Origin of the sequence: Bacteroides sp. 2201st1_D9_2201SCRN_220225, assembly GCF_040928965.1 — a bacterium.
GTDB lineage: Bacteria > Bacteroidota > Bacteroidia > Bacteroidales > Bacteroidaceae > Bacteroides > Bacteroides stercoris.
In genome coordinates this window covers 38,604-61,575 of the sequence record NZ_JBCODG010000019.1, presented here as the reverse complement: position 1 = coordinate 61,575, position 22,972 = coordinate 38,604, and the positions used below count along the sequence as shown (strand labels likewise).

Annotated in this window: 13 protein-coding genes; 6 read left to right on the top strand and 7 right to left on the bottom strand. The window is 43.0% G+C overall.

The features are described from left to right. Window positions 1–75: 75 nt before the first annotated feature. Window positions 76–1,443 carry a sodium-dependent transporter gene (locus AB5903_RS08305; protein ID WP_005656239.1) on the top strand — a complete coding sequence of 456 codons (1,368 nt, stop codon included), beginning with the start codon at window positions 76–78 and terminating at the stop codon, window positions 1,441–1,443. Window positions 1,444–1,449: 6 nt separating this feature from the next. Beyond that, window positions 1,450–2,382: a helix-hairpin-helix domain-containing protein gene (locus AB5903_RS08300; RefSeq protein WP_117666021.1), complete on the top strand. Its 933-nt coding sequence runs from the start codon at window positions 1,450–1,452 to the stop codon at window positions 2,380–2,382. Between the two features lie 15 nt (window positions 2,383–2,397). Here the strand turns inward: AB5903_RS08300 and AB5903_RS08295 are convergent, their stop codons facing one another. The 3 genes from AB5903_RS08295 to AB5903_RS08285 all read right to left on the bottom strand — a co-directional run bounded on the left by AB5903_RS08295 (window position 2,398) and on the right by AB5903_RS08285 (window position 6,010). Continuing rightward, a complete protein-coding gene (locus AB5903_RS08295; RefSeq protein ID WP_005656236.1) occupies window positions 2,398–3,054 on the bottom strand; it encodes an ABC transporter ATP-binding protein in 657 nt (218 codons plus the stop codon). Between the two features lie 84 nt (window positions 3,055–3,138). Beyond that, window positions 3,139–3,849 (bottom strand): ThiF family adenylyltransferase, encoded by a 711-nt coding sequence (locus AB5903_RS08290; protein ID WP_022104630.1) that lies wholly within the window; start codon window positions 3,847–3,849, stop codon window positions 3,139–3,141. 37 nt (window positions 3,850–3,886) lie between these two features. Then, window positions 3,887–6,010 (bottom strand): cation:proton antiporter, encoded by a 2,124-nt coding sequence (locus AB5903_RS08285; protein ID WP_005656232.1) that lies wholly within the window; start codon window positions 6,008–6,010, stop codon window positions 3,887–3,889. A gap of 152 nt (window positions 6,011–6,162) precedes the next feature. Between AB5903_RS08285 and AB5903_RS08280 the strand changes: the two genes are divergently transcribed. Then, the gene (locus AB5903_RS08280; RefSeq protein WP_005656230.1) at window positions 6,163–7,170 is read left to right on the top strand and encodes an aspartate-semialdehyde dehydrogenase; all 1,008 of its coding nucleotides are present in this window, start codon (window positions 6,163–6,165) and stop codon (window positions 7,168–7,170) included. Between the two features lie 130 nt (window positions 7,171–7,300). Here the strand turns inward: AB5903_RS08280 and AB5903_RS08275 are convergent, their stop codons facing one another. From AB5903_RS08275 to AB5903_RS08260, 4 genes are all read right to left on the bottom strand, one after another. Then, window positions 7,301–8,761, bottom strand: a complete 1,461-nt coding sequence (locus tag AB5903_RS08275) for a glycoside hydrolase family 10 protein (RefSeq protein ID WP_117666025.1) — start codon at window positions 8,759–8,761, stop codon at window positions 7,301–7,303. Window positions 8,762–8,860: 99 nt separating this feature from the next. Continuing rightward, the gene (locus AB5903_RS08270) at window positions 8,861–10,270 is read right to left on the bottom strand and encodes a DUF4623 domain-containing protein (protein WP_034535840.1); all 1,410 of its coding nucleotides are present in this window, start codon (window positions 10,268–10,270) and stop codon (window positions 8,861–8,863) included. Window positions 10,271–10,318: 48 nt separating this feature from the next. Then, on the bottom strand, window positions 10,319–12,178 hold the full coding sequence (locus tag AB5903_RS08265) for a RagB/SusD family nutrient uptake outer membrane protein (protein WP_117740799.1): 1,860 nt from the start codon (window positions 12,176–12,178) through the stop codon (window positions 10,319–10,321). A 12-nt stretch (window positions 12,179–12,190) separates the two neighbouring features. Continuing rightward, window positions 12,191–15,676, bottom strand: coding sequence for a SusC/RagA family TonB-linked outer membrane protein (locus AB5903_RS08260; protein WP_368117760.1), 3,486 nt, complete (start codon window positions 15,674–15,676; stop codon window positions 12,191–12,193). A gap of 584 nt (window positions 15,677–16,260) precedes the next feature. Between AB5903_RS08260 and AB5903_RS08255 the strand changes: the two genes are divergently transcribed. The 3 genes from AB5903_RS08255 (at window position 16,261) to AB5903_RS08245 (ending at window position 22,897) form a co-directional block, all read left to right on the top strand. Next, window positions 16,261–17,109 carry a hypothetical protein gene (locus AB5903_RS08255; protein WP_005656219.1) on the top strand — a complete coding sequence of 283 codons (849 nt, stop codon included), beginning with the start codon at window positions 16,261–16,263 and terminating at the stop codon, window positions 17,107–17,109. Window positions 17,110–17,526: 417 nt separating this feature from the next. Then, window positions 17,527–21,015, top strand: a complete 3,489-nt coding sequence (locus tag AB5903_RS08250) for a TonB-dependent receptor (protein WP_117740738.1) — start codon at window positions 17,527–17,529, stop codon at window positions 21,013–21,015. Window positions 21,016–21,028: 13 nt separating this feature from the next. Continuing rightward, a complete protein-coding gene (locus AB5903_RS08245; RefSeq protein ID WP_005656215.1) occupies window positions 21,029–22,897 on the top strand; it encodes a RagB/SusD family nutrient uptake outer membrane protein in 1,869 nt (622 codons plus the stop codon). Window positions 22,898–22,972 lie beyond the last annotated feature (75 nt).

The following is a 22,972-nucleotide window of genomic DNA, read 5'->3' as shown; positions in this document are numbered from 1 at the left end:
AAAGTATGGAACATTTTCTATATTTGTGCGTTTTAAGAGCAATTAATAACGAATTGTAAGAAAAATCCACGTTTTATGACAAGAAATGAAAGAGCCAACTTTGGAAGCAAATTGGGAGTGATACTTGCTTCAGCCGGTTCTGCAGTTGGCCTGGGTAATATCTGGAGATTCCCTTTTGAAACAGGCAATCATGGCGGTGCAGCCTTCATACTGATTTATCTGGTATGTGTACTTATATTAGGTATTCCTATCATGATAGCCGAATTTCTTATCGGACGCCGTTCACGCGCCAACACTGCCGGAGCGTATCAAAAGCTGGCTCCGGGAACCCATTGGCGTTGGGTGGGACGAATGGGTGTATTAGCCGGATTCCTTATTTTGGGCTACTACTCGGTAGTAGCGGGTTGGACCTTGGAATTTATAGGAGAAGCCGCAACCAACAGTTTTGCCGGCAAGTCCGCCGCAGAGTTCATCGCTTCCTTCAACGGCTTTGTCAGCAATCCGTGGCGTCCTGTTATCTGGTTGGTGGTATTCTTGTTAGCCACACACTTCATCATCATAAAAGGAGTGGAAAAGGGTATTGAAAAATCAGCCAAGATAATGATGCCCATGCTGTTTATCCTGCTGGTAGTGCTTGCCATTTGTTCCGTATCACTACCCGGTGCAAGTGCGGGTATCGAATTCCTGCTGAAACCCGACTTCAGCAAAGTGGACGGTAATGTTTTCTTAGGTGCAATGGGACAGGCATTCTTTTCACTCAGCCTCGGTATGGGATGTCTTTGCACATACGCTTCTTATTTCAGAAATGACACCAACCTGCCTAAAACAGCACTCAATGTGGCAGGTATCGACACGTTAGTCGCCATTCTTGCCGGATTCATTATCTTCCCTGCGGCGTTTTCCGTTGGCATCCAGCCGGATGCAGGACCGAGTTTATTGTTCATCACCTTACCCAACGTATTTCAACAGGCATTCGGCAACATACCCTGGCTGGCAATCGCCTTATCCATCATGTTCTACGTTTTGCTGGCGCTGGCGGCATTGACTTCAACCATTTCCTTACACGAAGTGGTAACAGCATATCTGCATGAGGAGTTCAAGTTTACACGAGGAAAAGCAGCCAAACTGGTTACCGCCGGCTGTATCGTGCTGGGAGTGTTGTGTTCGTTGTCATTGGGCGTAGGAAAGAGTTATACGATTTTCGGCCTTAACCTGTTCGATTTATTCGACTTCGTCACCGCTAAAATCATGTTGCCCTTAGGCGGGTTCTTTATCTCTATCTTCACCGGATGGTACCTGGATAAAAAGATTGTATGGGAAGAAGTCAGCAATAACGGAACTTTAAATATACATATATACAGATTACTAATCTTCATTCTGAAATATATCGCCCCAATAGGAATCGGACTTATTTTCATCAACGAGTTGGGCTTCTTCAAATAAACCATAATGAAGAATCCGTTTAAAGACTTCTTATACTTCTCCCGGGGAGAAAGGCGAGGTATCCTTGTTCTCATCATTGGGATAGTCCTCATCTTTCTCTCCGGGTATATCTATTCTTTCCGGCAAAACAGCAGGCAACTTTCTGAAGAAGAATCCAGGATACAGGCTGCCGCCTTGAAAGAATACGACAACTTTATCGGTTCTGTGCGGGAACAAGAAAAAAACGAGAACAGCCGTTTCAAAAAATCGGAGAGATATAAAAAGAGAACAGTTGTATTAGCTCCTTTCGACCCTAACCGTACGGACTCCGTCACCTTCTGCCGCTTAGGTCTTCCTGCATGGATGGCAAAGAACATCTTACGTTATCGAAGCAAAGGGGGAAAGTTCCGTAAGGCCGAAGATTTCAAAAAAGTATATGGATTGACAGAAGAACAGTACCAAACGCTCTCTCCCTACATCTATTTTACGGCAGAAGACACTATAAGAAAGGCGACCTCTCTACTCACTCTTCAGCAGGCACCCAAAGACAGTATTTATAAATATCCGGCAGGCACCGTGCTTAACTTAAATCATGCAGATACCACTGAATTGAAGAAAGTTCCCGGCGTAGGCAGCGGCATAGCCCGGTCGATAGTGAACTATCGGCAACGTTTAGGCGGCTTCTACCGAATAGAGCAATTGCAGGAAATTCATTTGGATTATCGCCAACTGCAAGCATGGTTCACCGTTACGCCTTCTGAAATCCGGCGCATCAATCTGAACCGGGTCGGCATAGAGCGCCTTCGCAACCATCCTTATATAAACTTTTACCAGGCAAAAGCCCTTGTGGAATACCGTAAAAAGAAAGGAATGCTCCACAACCTCAAACCCTTTGCCCTCCACGAAGAATTTACCGAAAGCGATTTGGAGCGGCTTAGCCGCTATGTTTGTTTTGAATAATGAAGAGACAGACAGCTATTCCTTACAAACTTCACCGTCTTTCAGATGAATGGTACGGTCGGTGATTTGTGCCAATCCCTCATCATGCGTCACAATTACAAATGTCTGGCCCAAACGGTTACGCAAATCAAAGAACAGTTGGTGCAGCTCTTCCTTATTATGCGTATCCAAACTTCCGGACGGCTCATCCGCCAACACCACCGCAGGATGATTGATGAGCGCACGGGCAACGGCAACCCTTTGCTTCTCGCCACCGGACAACTCATTGGGCTTGTGCGAAGCGCGTTCCGCCAATCCCATGAAGTCCAATATTTCGGCAGCCGCCGCTCTGGCTTCCTGCTGTCCCATTCCGGCAATGAAAGCCGGTATCATTACATTCTCCAAAGCCGTAAATTCCGGTAACAACTGATGGAACTGAAAAACAAAGCCTATATGCTTATTACGGAAGGCAGAGAGTTCTTTCTCCTTCAGGCAATTCACCAATGTACCGTCAATCGTTACCGAACCACTATCGGGCATGTCCAAAGTTCCCATAATCTGCAACAAAGTGGTCTTGCCCGCACCGCTGGGACCGACAATGCTGACCACCTCCCCTTTTTTTATCTCCAGGTCGATGCCCCGCAACACCTGTAAACTGCCGAAACTCTTCGTTATTCCTTCTAATCGTATCATTGTTTTAGTTACTGTTTATTCCTTACGGTCATGACACATTTTATCTTTAACACATAGGTACGTTCTAACTGTTTGATAGCCCTATTACAACCTTTTAATGACGTATTCCGCAAGGTAACAGCCGAATACAGCCGGCATATAGCTTACAGTTCCGCAAGTAGACTTTTTATTCTGTTCATCTTCCGTCAACAGCACTGCCTTAGGGTCGGCTTGCTCGGTACTGAATACAACCGGAAGTTTACGTTTAATCCCTAACTTCTGCAAACGTTTCCTCACCGCCTTACTCAATCCGCAATGATAGGTATCCCATATATCGGCAAAACGTATCTGCGTAATATCACTCTTTGCACCCGCCCCCATACTCGATACAATCTTAATATGCCGTTTCAGTGCTTCCGCTATCAAATAGCATTTGGGAGCAAGCGTATCAATGGCATCCACTATAAAATCATATCGGGCGGCATCAAGCAGTTCGGGTATATTATCGTCTTTCAGAAATACCGGCAGCACCGTCAGCTGTATGTCCGGATTGATATCTTTGAAACGTGCCGCCAAAACCTCCGCTTTCTCCCTCCCCATAGTGGAATGCAAAGCAGGCAGTTGACGATTTATATTAGTAGGCTGCACCGTATCCGCATCCACAATCGTCATCCGCCCCACACCTGCACGGCATATCATTTCGGCTGCATAAGCGCCTACTCCGCCAAGACCTACAACCAGCACATGCGCCTGTTGCAGCCTTTCCATTTTCTCCTCTCCCAGCAAAAGCCGGGTTCTCTGTTTCCAATCCTCCATCATCGCCAACCACTAATCATTAATCACTAATCACTTACTAATCTTCCTTAAACCATTTATAAACCCACTTTCCTACCTTCTCGTAATGCTGCGCCTCATTTCGCGGATTAGAGAAAGAGACGGCATCCTGGGGTTCGCCCAACTGGTCGGGATAAAGTACAATCAAACTATTATTGGAAAAATATTTGCTCAACTGCGCCGGGAGCTTCTCGAAGGAGCTGTCGTAAGAAATGGATCCCCTACGTGCGCTTATCACTACAAGCAAATGGTCGTAATTCACTTGCCCGGTCAATATCAGCAAATCCCCCCAATCATCCAGACGAGAGAAGTCCGTCAAGGTCTGTCCATACTTTTTCTTCACCAATGCCTGCAACTGTACAGTTGTTTCCTCGTTTGCAAAGAAATGTACCCGGCAGCCCAACGTACCGCCCATCCGGCAAAAATGCTCCACCCACTTCTGAAAGCCTGCTTCGTATTCCGCCTTGGGAGGAACGGCTATGATGATTCGCCGTATCGTATTAATCGGAATCAGGAATTTGGCAATCATAACTTCGCGATGCAGTCCTTTCAGCAGGTTCTCGGCAAGCATACCGAAGAAAGAGTCTACAATATTGACCTTACGGTGCAAACCGATAATCACATCGGTCACCTCATATTCTTTCGCCGTATGGATAATACCCGAAGCAATATTCAAGTCATACCGTGTAATCTGGCGCAACGGCACATCGGCAGAAGCCGTAATCATGGCTGCCTTCTCCAAATACCTTTTACCGCGAAGCTCCAAACCCTCGGAAGTATTGTTGTCATTGATTACGTTCAAAGCCAACAGATTATCTTTCTGTTTGGTATCACGTATCAACAAGGACAGGTTCATCAGATATTCAATCGTATCCGGATTCGCCACCGGAATAAGAATCCTTTCCGCCTCAACCGTACGCTCCTCTTCCAGATGCGCCTCGCACATGGCAATCTTGCGTGCGGCCCTTTCCGTAATAAAGGAGCTCACCACACATGTCACAAGAATCAGCAATACCGTACCGTTCAGCACATCCTCATTCAACAAACGCTCACCGTTCGGCAAGATGATATTATAACCCACCAATACCGCCGCCAGCGTAGCTGCTGCTTGTGCATTGCTCAAGCCAAACATCAGCTCACGCTCTATGGGAGCCATTTTATAAATTTTCTGCGTCAGCCAGGAAGCGATCCACTTGCCCACCAGCGCCACAACAATCATAACGGCAGCCACCTTCAAAGCGTCTCCCTGCCCGAAGATGACATGAATATCAATCAGCATGCCCACCCCTATCAGGAAATAAGGTATGAACAGAGCGTTACCGACAAACTCCAGATGATTCATCAACGGTGATACATGCGGTATGAGGCGGTTCAAGACCAGCCCTGCCAAGAATGCTCCCAAGATGCCTTCCATTCCCACGAACTCCATTAAACCCGCTCCCAGAAAAACCATGGCAAGCACGAAAATAAATTGCATCACGTTATCATCATAGCGGCGGAAGAACCAGCGTCCGATGCGTGGGAACGAATACATAATCAGCGCTCCGAGGAATATGACCTTAACCACCAGCCACAGCCAGAACAGTCCACCGGACTCCCCTTTAAACAGACCGCCCACCACTGCCAGCACCAGCAACGTAAGCGTATCCGTCACAGCCGTACCGCCCACAGCAATACTTACACTGCGATGACGGGACACACCGTAACGAATTACAATCGGGTAAGCCACCAGCGTGTGCGAGGCATACATACTTGCCAGCAATATGGACGTCACGAGACTATACTTCAGCAACATCATATTGGTAACCAAGCCTATGCCTATCGGAATGACGAAAGCCAGCAATCCCAGCATCACAGCCTTTCCGCGATTCTTCTTGAAATCGCCCATATTCATTTCCAACCCTGCCAGGAACATGATATAATAAAGTCCGACCTTGCCGAACAACTCGAAACTGCTGTCGCGCACCAAGATATTGAAGCCATGCTCGCCAATCACCAATCCCGCCAGAATCATACCGATGATGTGCGGTATACGCAATTTATTCAGCAATATGGGCGCAAACAATATAATAAGGAGTACAAGGAGGAATATCCATGTAGGGTCTGTTACAGGAAGTGTCAAACTGAAATTGAGCCAGTCCATACGCAGTGAGTTTTAGGTTTTAACTGCAAAATAACGAAAAAGTTTTCACTTTATGCGGTGTCATACAGCAATTTGTTATAAATTTGCAGCCAACTCTATCATTTATAGATAGATTAGAACTATTTTATAAACTAAATTAAAACAAAAGAAAAATGAAAGTAGCTATTGTTGGAGCAAGCGGAGCCGTAGGACAAGAGTTCCTGCGAGTGCTCGATGAAAGGAATTTCCCGTTGGACGAGTTAGTATTGTTCGGTTCTAAACGCAGTGCCGGCACTAAATATACCTTCCGCGGTAAACAGATCGAGGTTAAACTCTTGCAACACAACGATGACTTTAAAGGGGTTGACATTGCTTTCACTTCCGCAGGCGCAGGCACCTCTAAAGAGTATCTTGAAACAATCACCAAGCACGGCGCTGTGATGATTGACAATTCAAGCGCTTTCCGTATGGATGCCGATGTTCCTTTGGTTGTACCCGAAGTCAATGCCGCCGATGCCAAAGACCGTCCGCGCGGCGTTATCGCCAATCCTAACTGTACTACTATCCAAATGGTAGTGGCACTGAAAGCCATCGAACAGCTTTCTCATATAAAAACCGTACACGTATCCACGTATCAGGCTGCAAGCGGTGCAGGCGCCGCTGCTATGGATGAGTTGTACGAACAATATCGCCAAGTATTGGCGGGTGAACCCGTGACCGTGGAGAAATTTGCCTATCAACTGGCATTCAATCTGATTCCCCAGATTGATGTATTCACTGAAAACGGGTATACCAAGGAAGAGATGAAGATGTACAACGAAACACGTAAGATTATGCACTCCGACATCAAAGTCAGCGCAACATGTGTCCGTGTACCTGCCCTCCGCTCGCATTCGGAAAGTATCTGGGTAGAGACAGAACGGCCCATCTCTATCGAGGAGGCACGTGAAGCATTTGCCAAAGGTGACGGACTGGTATTAATGGACAATCCGGCAGAGAAAGAATATCCGATGCCGCTGTTCCTCGCAGGAAAAGACCCTGTATATGTAGGACGTATCCGCAAGGACCTCACCAACGAGAACGGATTGACTTTCTGGATTGTGGGCGACCAGATCAAAAAAGGCGCTGCATTGAATGCGGTACAGATTGCAGAGTATCTGATTAGAGAGAAAGCGCTTTAAAATTTCTCCTAATCCATAAACCGATAAGGGTGTGTCAAAAATAGAATGTCATTACTATTACAGCATTCATTTTTAACACACCCTTGACTATGTTGCTTGAGACTTCCGATTTCAAGTCGTTTTAAGTATATCAATAAGACACAGTTTCTGAAATCTCACTTTCTGCATTATTTTTGAATAACGAAGTCACAAAATAAACTCCCTTTTCCGATAATTTAAATGACGTTCCTTGGGTAATACCTACCAAATCGGCTTTCCGCTCTTTCCCATTATCTTTATATATAGCGTAATAAGCAACATTTGAAACCGCTCCCCAAGACAAATCAGCCCCATTCAACCTGATATTGTCCGGTGTCGGAGGAAGCACTGCAGCAGTTCGTCCTAAATAAGGAGGCAATACTTTCTTTCCATATATAGCCTTGACCGCATCTGCAATACCAACCTTATTTTCTACCAAGTTCTTGGCACTGTACAATACACTTCCCTTTACCTTCGGCTTTGCACTTGCCAGTTCAAACTGCTTCATTAAGTCATCTGACGATTGAAACTTACTTCCATATTGCGAATCACCAAATTTATAAATGCCATATCCTATCAATAAGTGGTTTTCATATGTATATTGCGACCATAAATCCAACCTCAGATTAAAACTGGTAGCATCATTACCTGTGGCAAAGTACAGCTGCGGAATAACCACATCCACCCAGCCTTCCTTTGCCCACGTATTGACATCTGCAAACAATGTGTTGTAATTACGCTCCATATCAGCTGCCGGACTAATAGAGAAAATCACTTCCGGACGAGTCTCAATAATAGTTTTCTGGATATTCCTAACTACGGTATTTACATTATTACGCCTGAAATCCTCGACATTCTTAAATTTATCCTTCCCATATTTTTGAAATTCCGCACCATCATTCATTGTCTCAGAAGCTTCCAATGACGGATAGAAATAATCATCCATGTGAATACCGTCAACGTCATACTTGGTAATAATTTCCTTGACAATATTTACAATCCGTTCCTGAACTTCCGGCAAAGCAGGATTATAAACTCTGATTTTCTCATAATCCTTAACCAGTTCCATGGGTATTTTGGCATCCAGTTTTGGGAAAGCAGCATTCTTATTTGCACGCGTAGCTATACGGTATGGATTTAACCAAGCATGAAACTGGATACCTCGCTTATGAGCTTCCTCAACAAGAAATCCTAAAACATCATAATCGGGTCTTACTCCTGCACTTCCTGTAATATACTTACTCCAAGGCTCATATTCCGATTCATAAAACGCATCTGCCATACCTCTGATTTGGAAAAATACCGCATTCATGTTATACCCGACCAATAAATCCAGATAATCTGTATACAACTTTTTCTGAACATCGGCATTATACTTTTCCATAGGCCAATCAAGCCCCCATACCGTAGCTATCCATACTCCTCTCAGTTCCTTTCCGGGCAGAACAGACGAAGAGGTCTGACCTTCTCCCTGAGAATGGGTGCCGTCATCCAAAATGCCTTCATCGTCTTTACTACATGCTGCGACAAGCACAAGTAAAATGATTATATATATATAGTTCAAATGTTTCATCCTTAAATTTCTAATAAGAAAGCCGCCTGATAATTTTAAAATAGACGGCTTTCAAGTTGACAATATAAAAATTCAATTTAAATGTAGAAAATCAGCATATTATTCCTCTTCCTGCTTAATAGGGAACTCGCATATTACAAATCCTGATCCTGTGCGTGATGCAAACACACAAAGCTTGGCATCTTTCCCGTTCTCATCTTTCTCTATATAATAATCTGTCTGCGCCAGGGCGTTTCCATTTCCACTTCCACCTAATTTAAATTGGTACAAAGGATTGTGATTGTCTCCTTCGTCAAATTTCCGCAAAGCCTCTTCTATGGTAGCTCCTTTGCTCAAATCATAAATTTCCAAAGCAATGGTTGCAGTAGATGCACTACCCTGACCAGCGGTACAAACCAACAGATAACGCTCCTCATTAAAGTTGATTATCCTTGGAGCCACAGCCTCTCCTTTTATGCTCGACGCATATATTTCGCCTACAGACTCATTGACCAATGTTACAGGAATTCTGACACCCGACCATAAATACTGGTCTGTATTTCCCACTCTATATACATTGGTCACCATCGTAGCATCAGATTTTGACGGTAATACTTTAATGGCAGTGGCATCAACTGTTTTATAGCCGCTTACGGGTATTCTTAGAAAATCAGTAGCTGCATTATCACCAAAGAATATAAATCCGTTACCATTCTCATCTATATTATAAGAGGCATTATCACCATGTCTGTTTCCTGCTCCGGAGATACTTCCAACATTAATATTGGCTATCGTTTCCGGTTGGGAATCCGGTGTTTCCCAATGATAAATCTTAAGAGGAGAAGCTTTGGCACCCGACAAACTTGAAAGATATACATGACCATTACTCAACGCACCCATGTTATAAGAGAAAGTACCACCGCTAACTCCAGTCAAATCCAGCAGAATCGGGTTGATTTCCCCCTTCTTCAAATCCGATACTTTAAGAAGATGAGGTTGTGTAGCTCTGCTGACAACCAATACATGTTCGCCATCATAAGAAGCACAACGGGTAGATGCAGCATCGGCATAATCACTATAAATGTTATCTCCTGAAAAATTATATACAGTAGGCTTTTCAAAATCAGCCCCATACACAGGAACTCTTTTCCGGACTTTAACAAAATATTCCTTATACCTCTTATTATTTACAATCCGCAGTATCAAAGTCTTGTCGGAAGTTTCCTCATCCATTGAGAAATCCATGACCGGAGTTTGAAGCTCCGCGCCCTCAGAAAGTTCCGCCTCAAAGCTCAAAGCTGAAAAATTAGTCTCAACATCCAAACGGGGAAAATTAATTGTCTTATTGGCTTCATCAATTGTTCCTTCCACCACTGTTTTCCCGTCTGCCCCGGCATTAACTATCTTTATTGCTAAAAGCTCCGTATCATAAGGTGCTATATGGCTTTTAGGATAATCCTCCTCACAAGAGACAAGACTAATACCAAGCAATACAGCCATAAATCCTAAACTTTTTATTAATTTATACATAATCTCATGTTTTAATTAAAAACCATTGTTAACTCACGGATGTATCCGTCAATTCAAACTTGCCGGCCATCCCTCCGTTTGAGTAAGTGTATACCCTCTACTCTTATAATCTTCAATTTGATTAATTCCGATAGGTGAGAGATATGGGTTTACATTAGGCACATTCAAGAAGGGCAGTCGTCCTTTATTCTGTTCCGGATAGAAAAATCCTTTCATAGCAGCAGCATTAGTGCCATCATAAACGGTCAGACTTCCATCCTTGCCCATAACCCTGATTTTCCTGCTATTCTCTGATTTCAGTTCTTCGGGAACCTCATCCTTGAAATTTACCCAAGTACCTACCAGCAAATCCTGATTTCTATCGGTATCCATGTACTCCAATTTTTTCCAACGTCTCAAATCGACGATACGTGAGAATTCAAAAGCAAATTCCATTCTTCTTTCCCGTCTGATTTCCCAAAGTAACGGAGATACCGTGACATCTCTACCCGGATCATCAGGCAGAGCATCTAATTTCATGTCTGCTGTCTTGACAACACCCAACGCTTTTGCTTCCTCGGCAATCGGTCTGTTACGGATCTTGTTAATAGACTCATCTATATCAGTCTGGATAACCGCCGGCCCTCCCAATGTAGCAAGTTCCGCTTTAGCCTCAATCCAATTCAATAAAACTTCAGCATAGCGGATTACCGGATAGCCAGTCACATTCTTTTCACCCTGGAATTCCGGAGCCGGAGAACCGCCTTTTTCAATATACTCCAATGCACTCCGAGGGATAAACTTAGTTACATACAAATAACAGCTTTTAGCTCTGGGAGTCGGCTTATTGTAAAAACTTGCCTCAAATCTGGCATCTCTTGTCTTTATCAGGTTACTTAAAGTAAAATCGGCTGCGTTGGCAACTGCAGAAGTTTGCCAGTCCTTACCATCCGTACAGATAAACGCCTTAATCAAATCCAAATTCGGACCGACATCGGTAGGGTCATTCATGTTACAAGTCGATGCTATGGAATGAGTCACACCCTTATCCGCATCATAGGTACGATACAGGATACAGTCTTTCGTACTTTTCGTCGACCCGAATAAAGAGCGGAAATCAGTCACAATATCATATTTTCCACTGCTCATTACCAAGTCAGCCGCAGTAATAGCCTGCTCAAAAAATTTCTTCGCACGTTCATCATTCTTATAATAATATTTTTGCCAACTTGCTTCAAACAATGCCCATCTCGAAACAAAAGCAGCCACCACATAACGGTTCACATATTGTGCATCCCCGTCATCCAAACGGACATTCTTCATGGCAAAATCAAAATCATCATAAACGGCATCCATCACTTCATTTCTCGGAGTACGATCCTTATACAAGGCATCCTTATCCGTATTCAACACCTCTGTATCGTAATAAGGGACATCACCAAAAACATTGACCAGACGAGCATACTCCATTCCTCTGAAGAAACGGCCTATTCCCATCCAATGATTGTATTGTTCTTCGGTCAGAATATCCTTCATTCTGGCAGACACACGATCAAGCATGACATTCGCCTTCCTTATCCAAGCAAAATTCCATGTCGGACCGGTAAATTCGCTCTGCCACATCATATCCAGACTCGTTGAGCCTTTTGATGTAGGGACAGTCCGTCCAAACTGCGTTTGGGTGGACAATCTCACTGCATCATCATTAAAAGTATAATTTGCATTAGGAGCATACGTCGTTTCATACTTCAATCCATATCCTACAAAGAAGTTGGTATAAAAGGCATTGGCATACAAACGTACCCTATCCTCACTGGTCCAGTAAGCATCATCTTCCGATGTAGTCAATGAAGGACGGTCCAGCACATCATTACAATTCGTAAACAGGAAGATGATTCCGGTTAAAATCATATATATTTTAAATCTCATAATTATTCTTTTTTAGAAGGTTAATTGAACGCCACATGATAAAGTCTTGAAAACAGGTGTGCCCATACCCGTACGTCCCAAGTTATAGTTTGAGTCAGACCTGAACATCGAATAACCTGAGATAGCCTCCGGGTCGATAGGCAATCCGTTCAGCTTGTCAAATGTAAAGAAGTTCTCTAATGACATATAGAGTCTGGCCTTGGATATATACACTTTTGAAAGAAGATTCTCCGGGAAAGTATATCCCAACGTTATATTCTTGATTCTCAGGTAAGACATATCCAGCAAATAGCGTGACTGTTTCTGCATACTGAAACCAGTATTGCTTCCACCCAAATTCCATGCTCTCGGATAAAATGCATCCGTACGCTCTTCTGTCCAATAATCGGTTATGAAGGTTTTGGGAAGAGCACCCTCTTTGGCATTATATCCGGGAATAGCCAACTGACCGCTACCCCAAATCTGACGCTTGCCGATGCCTTGGAAGAAGATTGAAAAATCAATCCCCTTATAATCCGCTCCCAAACGGAAGCTATACTCATAACGAGGAGTAGAATTGCCAATCACAGTCTGGTCACCGGGATTACCATTCGTACCTGTTCCCGGCGTGATATAACCGTCTCCGTCCAAATCCACGAACTTAACGTCACCCGGTGCAAAAATCAATTTGTTATTGTCTTCATAATGTACCTGATACACCGGATATGGGGAAGATTGTTTATTGGTAGTATGCGCTGTCCCGTTATAAATGACAGTAATTTTTTCTATTTGTCCGTCTGCTCCGTAAACAAAGTCCTCCTTTTGAAACAATCTATCTGTCACAAAACCATAAATATCGCCATATCGTCTTCCGGTAGAATAGGTTGTCCCTAATTTGCGGTCTTCCCATGGAGTCAGATAGTCCGCGCCTTTGGTTATATAGGTAGTTGCATCGGAAATAGAAGCCATAACATTAATTCCCAATCCATTGGAAAAACGATGGGTAAAATCAGCCGACAACTCCCAACCTTTGGTTCTCAAACTACCGTAATTACCTTTAGGAGCTGTAGCACCAAGTGTCACCGGCAAGCTTTCTCCTTCAATAATCATGTTTTTCGTATCCCGACGATACCAATCGAAAGTTACTCCGAATTTATTCTTAAAGAAACGCAGGTCTACTCCAAAATCCAAAGTCTCAATCTCTTGCCAACTGATATCACTGTCCACTAACGAAGGAGTACCGTACAAAGGCATCTTATTACCGCTTCCGTCCAACCATGACGATTGGCCGTCAGCCAATATGGCTTTGTACAAGGTATTGGATACCGTCTGATCGCCAATACTACCCCATGAAGCCCTAAACTTACCAAAGCTCAAAATATTTTCAACCGGTTTCATGAAACTCTCATTGGTAAACACCCAACCGGCAGAAAAAGAAGGGAACCAACGCCACTGCAAATTCTTCGGAAATTTAGATGAACCATCCCTACGTATATTAGCTTCTAAGAAATATCTGTCTTCAAAAGAATAATTCAGACGTCCGAAGAAACCTAATTGAGCTTCCCAGTTGCGGTCTCCTTCAATGAACTGGTCACCGGATGCCAATGGAAATTGCGGGTTTGTCAAATCAATAAGATTTGTTTTCCACCCTTTATGCAAACTCCATTTACTGGTAACCCTGTTCATACCCACCATAAACTTAAAGGCATGCTCTTTTTCAGCTCCCAATTGCAGGTTATAGGTGGTATAAATATTAAACGTATTATTATCTACCGATTTATTCTGATAGCCGACCTGACTAGCTCCCGGACCCGAACTGTTATAATATTTTTCTACAGGGAAACGGTATGCCGGCATACCTCCCGTGTCTACTCTTTCGCCTTGTTCATTGACAAAGACCTGACTGCCGTTCTCTATCCACGCCGTAGGCGCATACCATGTAGCACCGGCCTCGTATTGGGTTACAGACGAATTTGTTTCCGAAGTTTGTCTGTCGTAAGTATAATCAAATTTAACATCCCAATTCTTCGTAATATTCAATGTAAAACCCAGGTTAACGTTATAATATTTATTTTGCAGATTATCTGTATTTGATGCAGCCATTTCATACGACGGCTCTTTCAAAGGATTGCCATGTTCTGTCACTCCCATCGGAAACAATGGGCTCCAACGATACATATACAACCAAGGGTCAGCAGAAGTATTACCAATACCCGGATAACGTTTATTACGGTCGGAATAGATAGAACTAGCTCTCACTGTAAGATATTTATTCAATTCCGATGTTACACTGACCGATGCATTATATCGTTTGAAGTCGTCCTTCTTGGCAGTCTTAGACATACCACTCTGATCCAAATACCCCAATCCTATATTATAACTGGTCTTGCCGCTTTTACCATTTACCGATAAATTATGACTCATGGTCGGAGCCCAGTTCCTGACCATAGCTTTAGCCGCATCATAGAGTCTATATCCATATTTATCTTTTCCGTCATAATACCAGTCACGGCCATATACTACCGGATCATTCCATTTTACCTTTCCTCCATACTGTTTCTGCCATTCTATGGCTTTCTCCAGGCTTTCGGGACTAATACGCCAAAAGCCACCCGCCGGCATCGGTTCTCCTCTGTTTATTTGAGCATCCAATGTGTACTGCAAGGCTTCAATTCCACCAATTTCAATGCTTTTGGCAGGATCTTGCCAAGAAAAGTTATTGGAATAGCTAACTTCAAATTTATCTGTTTGCGCTCCCGATTTAGTTGTTATCAAAATAACGCCAAACGCAGCTTTTGAACCATAAATAGAAGATGAAGCTGCATCTTTCAATACGGAAATAGACTGGACATCGTTGGGATTAACCATCTGAATACTTGGAATTTCCACGTTATCCAACAAAATAAGCGGAGTATTATTTCCCGAAATGGATCCAATTTGACCGCGAATTTTAATCAAAGGGTCCGAACCGATTTCTCCCGTTGGAATTGTAATATTAACACCCGGCACTGAACCTTGAAGTCCACGACCGATATCCGCAATAGGACGACTGTCCAATGTTTTATTTACGTCGACTGTTGCAACTGCACCTGTTAAATTAGCTTTCTTTTGAGTTCCATAGCCCACCACAACAACTTCCGAAAGTAACTCGCTATCCTCTTTTAAAACAACCTTTACCGTCTTGGTTGCTTTTATCTCTTGAGTTTGATAGCCAACGAAAGAGATTTGTAAGGTTGAACCCGGCTTTACATTCAATGTAAACTTTCCGTTAATATCAGTTATTCCACCATTTGTCGTACCTTTCTCTACCACACTAGCTCCGATAACCGGTTCTCCGTTTACATCTACAACCAAACCATTGACTATTTGAGTTTGCAACTGTTCTGTCACTCTCAAAGAACCGTCAATGGTAGTCTGAGTAGCTATCACGTTTCCGCTGCTTAATAGCAAGGTGCTGATTGCTACTACCGTGAGGATCTTTTTATTAGACAATCCTCTTTTTCTGCAATCTTCATTCATAAGTGATTGATGATTTTGTTAATTAAAAATAGTTTTTTCCAAAAATGGTAAGATAGAAATTAATAAGAGTAGGATAGAATCACCCAAACTCTTGTGTTTTCACTTTTCCATAGGCATTTCTCAATTTAAGGGTTCATAAATGGTATGTTGTATCTCTTTTCTCTCTAAAATTCCAAGTCCACCGGGAACTTGGGCGGAACATTTTATTTTCAGTGTGGTATCAGAAAAGATTAAGTGCCCGAATAGTGGCTTTTTGCATATCTTTTCATATCCTTTACTCTCTACGGCTGCAAATAGCAATTCGTTAAACGGCCGTTACTCTTTCGTTAGACAGTTGTTGCCCTTTCGTTAAACCTTAGTCTAACGAAAGGGCAACAACTGTCTAACGAATTAAAAATAAACAAGCAACTATTTATTTACAGCAGATGTACCAACAGTTATCACCTTACAAATATTTTATTCAGAAAGGACAACTTACAACGACGGATACGAACTATGAACCATGAAGTAAACTTTTTGAAGAATTATCGCAAGAATATTAAAAATAACTATATATTTGTATTCAATTCTAAAACTAATTAGCTATGAAACTGATTGCGGAAAGTGGTTCTACAAGAACTGAATGGGCACTGGTTGAAGACAACCACTTGATACAGCGTGTTTTTACCGAGGGATTGAATCCTTTTTTTCAAACAAGAAGAGAAATTAGCCGGAGTGTACGTTTAGGATTGCCCGATATTTTTTTCAAAAAGAAATTGGAACAAGTATATTATTATGGAGCCGGATGTACCTCTTATGAAAAAAAGAATATATTGGGTGCATCTTTAGTAGCACAATTCAAGACCCCTATTCAGGTTGAAAGTGACCTGCTTGCAGCGGCACGCGGTCTGTTTAAATGTGAAGCCGGCATTGCCTGTATCTTGGGAACAGGCTCTAATTCATGCTTTTATGACGGGAAAATAGTAGTCAAGAACGTCAAGGCAGGTGGTTATATCCTGGGCGATGAAGGCAGTGGAGCTGTGTTAGGCAAAATGTTTCTGTCTGATGTGTTAAAAGGCTTGGCACCTAAGGATGTAATGGCCGATTTTTTTGAAAAATTTCGTATCAGCTCTAATGAAGTAATGGAATCGGTATATAACCGTCCTTTCCCAAACCGTTTCCTCTCAACAATTTCTTACTTCTTGGCAGACTATACAAACGATGACTATGTATTTGAACTGATAACTAATAATTTAAAAGGATTTTTCACTCGTAATGTCTGCCAGTACGACTATAAGAATTATCCCATCAGATTTGTTGGCTCATTGGCCTATAGCTATGCGGACATCTTAAGAGAAGTTGCCGGTGAGTTTGGAATTGAGCTCGACGTAATTGAAGAAACTCCGATGAATGGACTGATAGAATTTCATTCTTTAAATATAGAAGAACCTTAAACTCTAATATATATAAGGTATATAAAGACTGCCTTTGCAAATTTAAAAGTATAAGATTAAAAAAATGCAAAGAAATGTTCTTGATATTGAATAATATAATATCTTTGTTACGTGTGAAGTACACAAAATACTTTATCACCTTTGTTAATAATAAGATTTATCTCTTAAAACGACTGGCAAGGTTAAGAAATTAACTGGATTTAGTTTAAAATTAATATATACCAAGTTCCCGGTGAACTTGGATTTTTAGAGAAAAAAGAGATACAACATATCATTTATGAACCCTTAAATTGAAGAAATGCCTATGAAGCAATGAAGAGACTTAGAGGATATACAGTTCATTTTACCCCTTAATCCTCCCTTTTTTTTACCTAACTGAAAAACTATTTTTATTAACAACAAAATCATCAATCACTTATGAATGAAGATCGCAAAAAAAGAGGAATTAAAAATCATAAAATCCTCATGACAGTGGCTATCTGTGCACTGTTTCTTGGCAGCAGTAACACTTTTGCTGCCCGATCTACTTCCCATGAAAACCATGGCGTAACAGAGCAGATGCAGTCTGTCGCTGTAAATGTTTTAGTAGTAGATGCCCAAGGCGAGCCTATCATTGGCGCCAACGTTGTAGAAAAAGGTACTACCAATGGCGGCATTACGGACATCAATGGAAAAATCAGAATGAATGTTACAGCAGGAGCACTTTTACAGATTTCTTTTGTGGGGTATACCACTCAAGAAATAAAGGCCACTCCTAATCTACGGGTAGTGTTGAAAGACGACACTGAATTATTGGATGAAGTAGTAGTCGTAGGTTACGGCTCACAGAAAAAAGAGAACCTGACAGGAGCAGTCGCTTCCGTTAACGTGAATCAGACATTGGAAGGACGTCCTATTGCCGATATCGGTCGTGGTTTGCAAGGTACCACCCCGGGCTTATCCATCCAGGTACCAAGCGGCGAAGTCGGTTCTGACCCGATTATTAAGATACGCGGACAAATCGGTTCCATCGAAGGAGAAGCTACACCTTTGATTTTGCTCGACAACGTAGAAATACCTTCTATCCAAATGGTCAACCCCGATGATATAGAAAGCATTTCTGTACTGAAAGATGCTGCATCTGCTTCTATTTACGGTGCGAAAGCAGCATTCGGCGTAGTATTGATTACAACGAAAAAAGGCGCCAAGAGTGATAGGGTCAATGTTTCTTATCAGGGCAATCTCTCTTTCCAAAACATGGCAAAAGAGATGAAAATGGGACAGTTCAATGCTTTGGAATATAGCGTAGAAGCAATGAAGCGCTCCGGAAAAACAGCCACCGGCGGTATTTCATTCTTTATGACAGAATCCGGATTGGAGCGTGCCCGCGAATGGCAAAACAAATATGGCGGCAAGTTAGGTCCCGACGACCCTTATGTATATGGGCGAGACTGGTATGTGGATGCCAATGGACGAAATATCGGTCTGAGAACTTTCGACCCGTATGATTATATGATACGCGAATGGGCACCGACTCACTCACACAACGTTTCAATCAACGGCAAAAGTGGCAAGACAACTTACAACATCGGCTTAGGATATCTGCATCAGAACGGTATGATGAAGCCTGCCAAGAAAGACGATTTTACACGCTACAACGCATCCGTACGTTTAAGCACCGAAATCAACAAATATCTGACTATACGTGCGGGTTCTATCTTCTCCTCACGTGACAAGAGATACCCTTATTCTACCTCATCCACTACTGCCGACCCGTGGCTGTACTTGTATCGCTGGGGTCCTAACATGCCGTTAGGTGTCAATGAAGACGGAAACGACTTGCGCAGTCCGTGGTCTGAAACAAAACAAGCCAATACAGCTTCACAAGTAGATAATTACCTCAACATAAGCTTGGGTACAACCGTAAATGTGACCAAAGACTGGAAATTTGATTTTGACTATACATATGCCAACGAAACAGGAGTTATCAAGAAACCCGGAACACGATATAGCGCAGCAAACGCATGGAGTGCCGGTGTACCGAGAACCGATGCCAACGGCAATCAGATTTATGTAAACAACCTGGGACAACAAGTAGACGCAGCAGCCGAAGGTGCAATGCCCGCATACAAACTTCCGTACGAAGAATATACTCCCCATGGTTCAAATCCCGACCATATCTACAGAAAATCTTCGGGAGCACGTCGCCATACCTTCAATGCAACCACCGATTACAACTGGCAAATAAACGACGATAACAACTTCAAGTTTCTGCTTGGTATGAATCTGGTGACTTATGACTATGAAGACAACTGGTCACAAATTACAGATTTGACAGATATCACCAACCCGCAGTTCGACCTCGCAGTTGGCACTCAGACCGCAAGCGGAAACCAAAAATGGGAAGGTCAAATGGGTTACTTCGGTCGTATCAACTATAATTACAAAGAAAAGTACCTGTTGGAAGCCAATTTACGTTATGACGGTACATCCAAGTTCCCCTCTGGTATGAAATGGCGTTGGTTCCCTTCATTCTCAGCCGGTTGGCGCTTAAGTGAAGAAGCTTTTATGGAATGGGCAAAACCCGCATTGAACTCATTGAAGCTTCGCGGTTCATGGGGTATCATTGGCGACCAAACCGTAGATAACGGCTTGTATGTATCCTCTCTCGGCACAGGACAAGTAAACTGGCTGGGTGCCGATGGTCAGAAATTATTCTATCGCGGTACTCCTTCTGCCGTTGCTTCTTCTATTACATGGCAGGACATAGCCACACTCGACTTGGGATTTGATGCGCGTTTCTTCCACGGTGATTTCGGTGTAACATTCGACTGGTATCAACGCGATACACGTAATATGATTGTACCGGGTTCGGGCATTGCCTATACATTCGGTGCAGCCGCTCCCAAAGGCAACTACGGTTCTTTAAGAACACGTGGCTGGGAAGTTTCATTGGATTACAACCACCGTTTCAACAACGGATTAGGCATTAATGCCATGTTCACGTTGTCTGATGCCCAAACTGAAATTACAGAATACAGTGATACGCGTTTAATCAGCGATTATTATGTAGGCAAGAAATATGGCGAAATATGGGGCTATAGAACAGAACGTTTGTATCAGAAAGATGATTTCGTATATGACAATAACGGCGAACTGGTTACTGTATGGGCTTTGAACGGAAAAGAAGTGGCAGCAGGCACTCCGGGTGCTAAAGAAATGAACAAACTGAAAGACCCGAACGGAGTATATCAGGACTTCCTGCAATCCGGTGACTTCAAATTTGGTCCGGGCGACGTAAAATATGCCGACTTGAATGGAGACGGAAAACTGGGTAATGGCGCCGGCACTGTAGAAGACCCGGGCGATAAGGAAATAATTGGTAATGAAACACCGAGATTTGAATACGGTATCCGTCTGGGCGCAGATTATAAAGGCTTTGACTTTTCTATCTTTATGCAAGGTGTAGGCAAACGTCAGATATGGGGTAACGGTTTCCTTGCCATTCCCGGTTATAATACTGCCGACGGTGCTATTCCTGACGCTATCGCAAGTGACTACTGGACTGAAGAGAACACAGGAGCTTTCTATGCACGTCCATGGAACCAATCCGGATCGAACGATGCTTACAACTATTACAAACAGTCACGCTATCTGCTGGATATGTCTTATTTCCGCATCAAGAATATCACATTAGGTTATTCTCTTCCGGAAAATATCATAAAGAAAGTACGCATGCAAAAGGCACGCATCTATCTGGCGCTAGAAAACTTCTTTACATTTGACAACCTGAACGGACTTCCTATTGATCCGGAAGCAATCTCCGGTTACTCCATGTTCAATGCAGAGAACTATAACAGCGGCCGTACCGGTGTAGGAACCCCGACTTTCAAGAGTGTGTCAGTAGGTGTACAATTGAACTTCTAATAAACTGAATTATATGAAAAAATATATATTTGCTTTACTTTCTGCCGCAACCTTTATGACAAGCGGGTGCGACTCTATCCTGGAACGTCCGGAATTGACAAAGCCACTGGACGAAACGTATGGAAAGACAGATAACGAATACCGACTCTATGTCAACGAAGCATACCCCGTTTATTTTGTGGGTTACAACAATAGCTGGGGCAGCGCATACGCTCCTTTAAGAGGATACAATTTTTCTGATGACAATGCTTCATCCGGAAAACAGACCTCTTTTGAGAATACCGTTCCCACCAGCCGCGGAAGTTACAACACCAGCGACCTCGCCAACTCCTGGATTTCCCAATACGCAGCCGGCAACTGGAACTTTGCCTGGGTACGCAAATGGAATATAATGATTGACAAACTGGAGAAGTATAAAAGTGCGCTGGAAGAAGAAACCTATAACCACTGGATGGGAGTAGCCCGATTCTTCCGTGGATTTGAATACTGCCGTCTGGTAGAAACCTTTGGTGATGTACCCTATTATGGAAAATCCATTAGCGATGCAGATACCGATGAAATGTATAAAGACCGCACGCCACGCAACGAAGTCATGGAACATGTGTACAATGACTTTGACTTTGCATTAAATAATATCCGTGAAAATGACGGAGCCCAATATCTGAACAGATTTATTGCAGCCGGTTTCGTCAGCAGACTGATGTTATTCGAAGGAACTTGGCAGAAATATCATAAGAACGATACTGAACTTGCAAAGAAGTATCTGACTATGGCCAAGGAAGCAGGAGACAAGGTATTAGGAAACAGCCAATGGCAGATTTCCGGTGATTTCAAAAGTCTGTTCGGCTCAACAGACCTAAGCAGCAATAAAGAGGTACTGATGTACAGACACTATGATGCCGGAGTCAACGTAACTCACTGTGTGGCTTCTTACTCCAACGGTACGGAAAGCCAAGGTGGCGCAACATTGGCATTAGCCAAATCATTCATCTGCAATGACGGTAAGGTGTACAAAAAATCAACTGTTGCCGGAGCAGACGAACTTGATGTCAAGAACATGGCCAAAACCCGTGACCCGCGTTTTGAAGCTACATTCTGGGATGAACCTCGTATCCAGGCAGGTACCTTGCTTTATAGCTGGAAATTCATTGACCGTGTAGGCCCGACCTATTTTGGCAAGACTTATCCTCCTCAATATAAAAGTATAACTAATACCAATGATTATCCGGTAATGCGACTGGCAGAGGTCATGTTAAACTGGCTGGAGGCCAAAGCCGAACTGGCTTTGATGGGCGGTGACCCTATCATTCAAGATGACATCGAAAAAACAATCAACCAAATCCGCAAGCGTCCTCTCGATGAAACGGCAATAAAAAAAGGCTTGCAACAAACCGCACCTATGATGTTAAGTGACATCACTGCCGACTTCGACCCAGATAGAGACAAAGGCAATTTGGTAGCAGGAGATTACGAAGTAGATCCGCTGATTTGGGAAATCCGCCGCGAACGCCGCATGGAGTTTGTATACGAGCACTCCCGTTTGCTTGATTTGAAACGTTGGAAGAAACTGCATTATATGAACAACAAAACATATCCGGACACAATGCTCGGCTTATGGGTGAACCTTGAGGAAGAACTGCCCAATTATCTTGAAGAAGACAACATAGGCATCACCACCGTAGCAGTTCCCGATGGTAACGGATATAAATACATAGTCTATGACGGAACCAACGCCGATGAGATGACAGGTTTCTATGTGCCGGAAGCAGCCGAAGCAAGAGACGATTTCAGCGATCGTTCATATCTGGCTCCGGTAGGAGAAGCTCAAATCAACGAGTACAATGCTAAAGGATATAAATTGACACAAACCGTTCTCTGGTAACAGAAAAAAAGCATAACTCACAACAAGAGGTGTATCAAGAACGAAAGTTTTTCTTCTCGATACACCTCTTTCCTA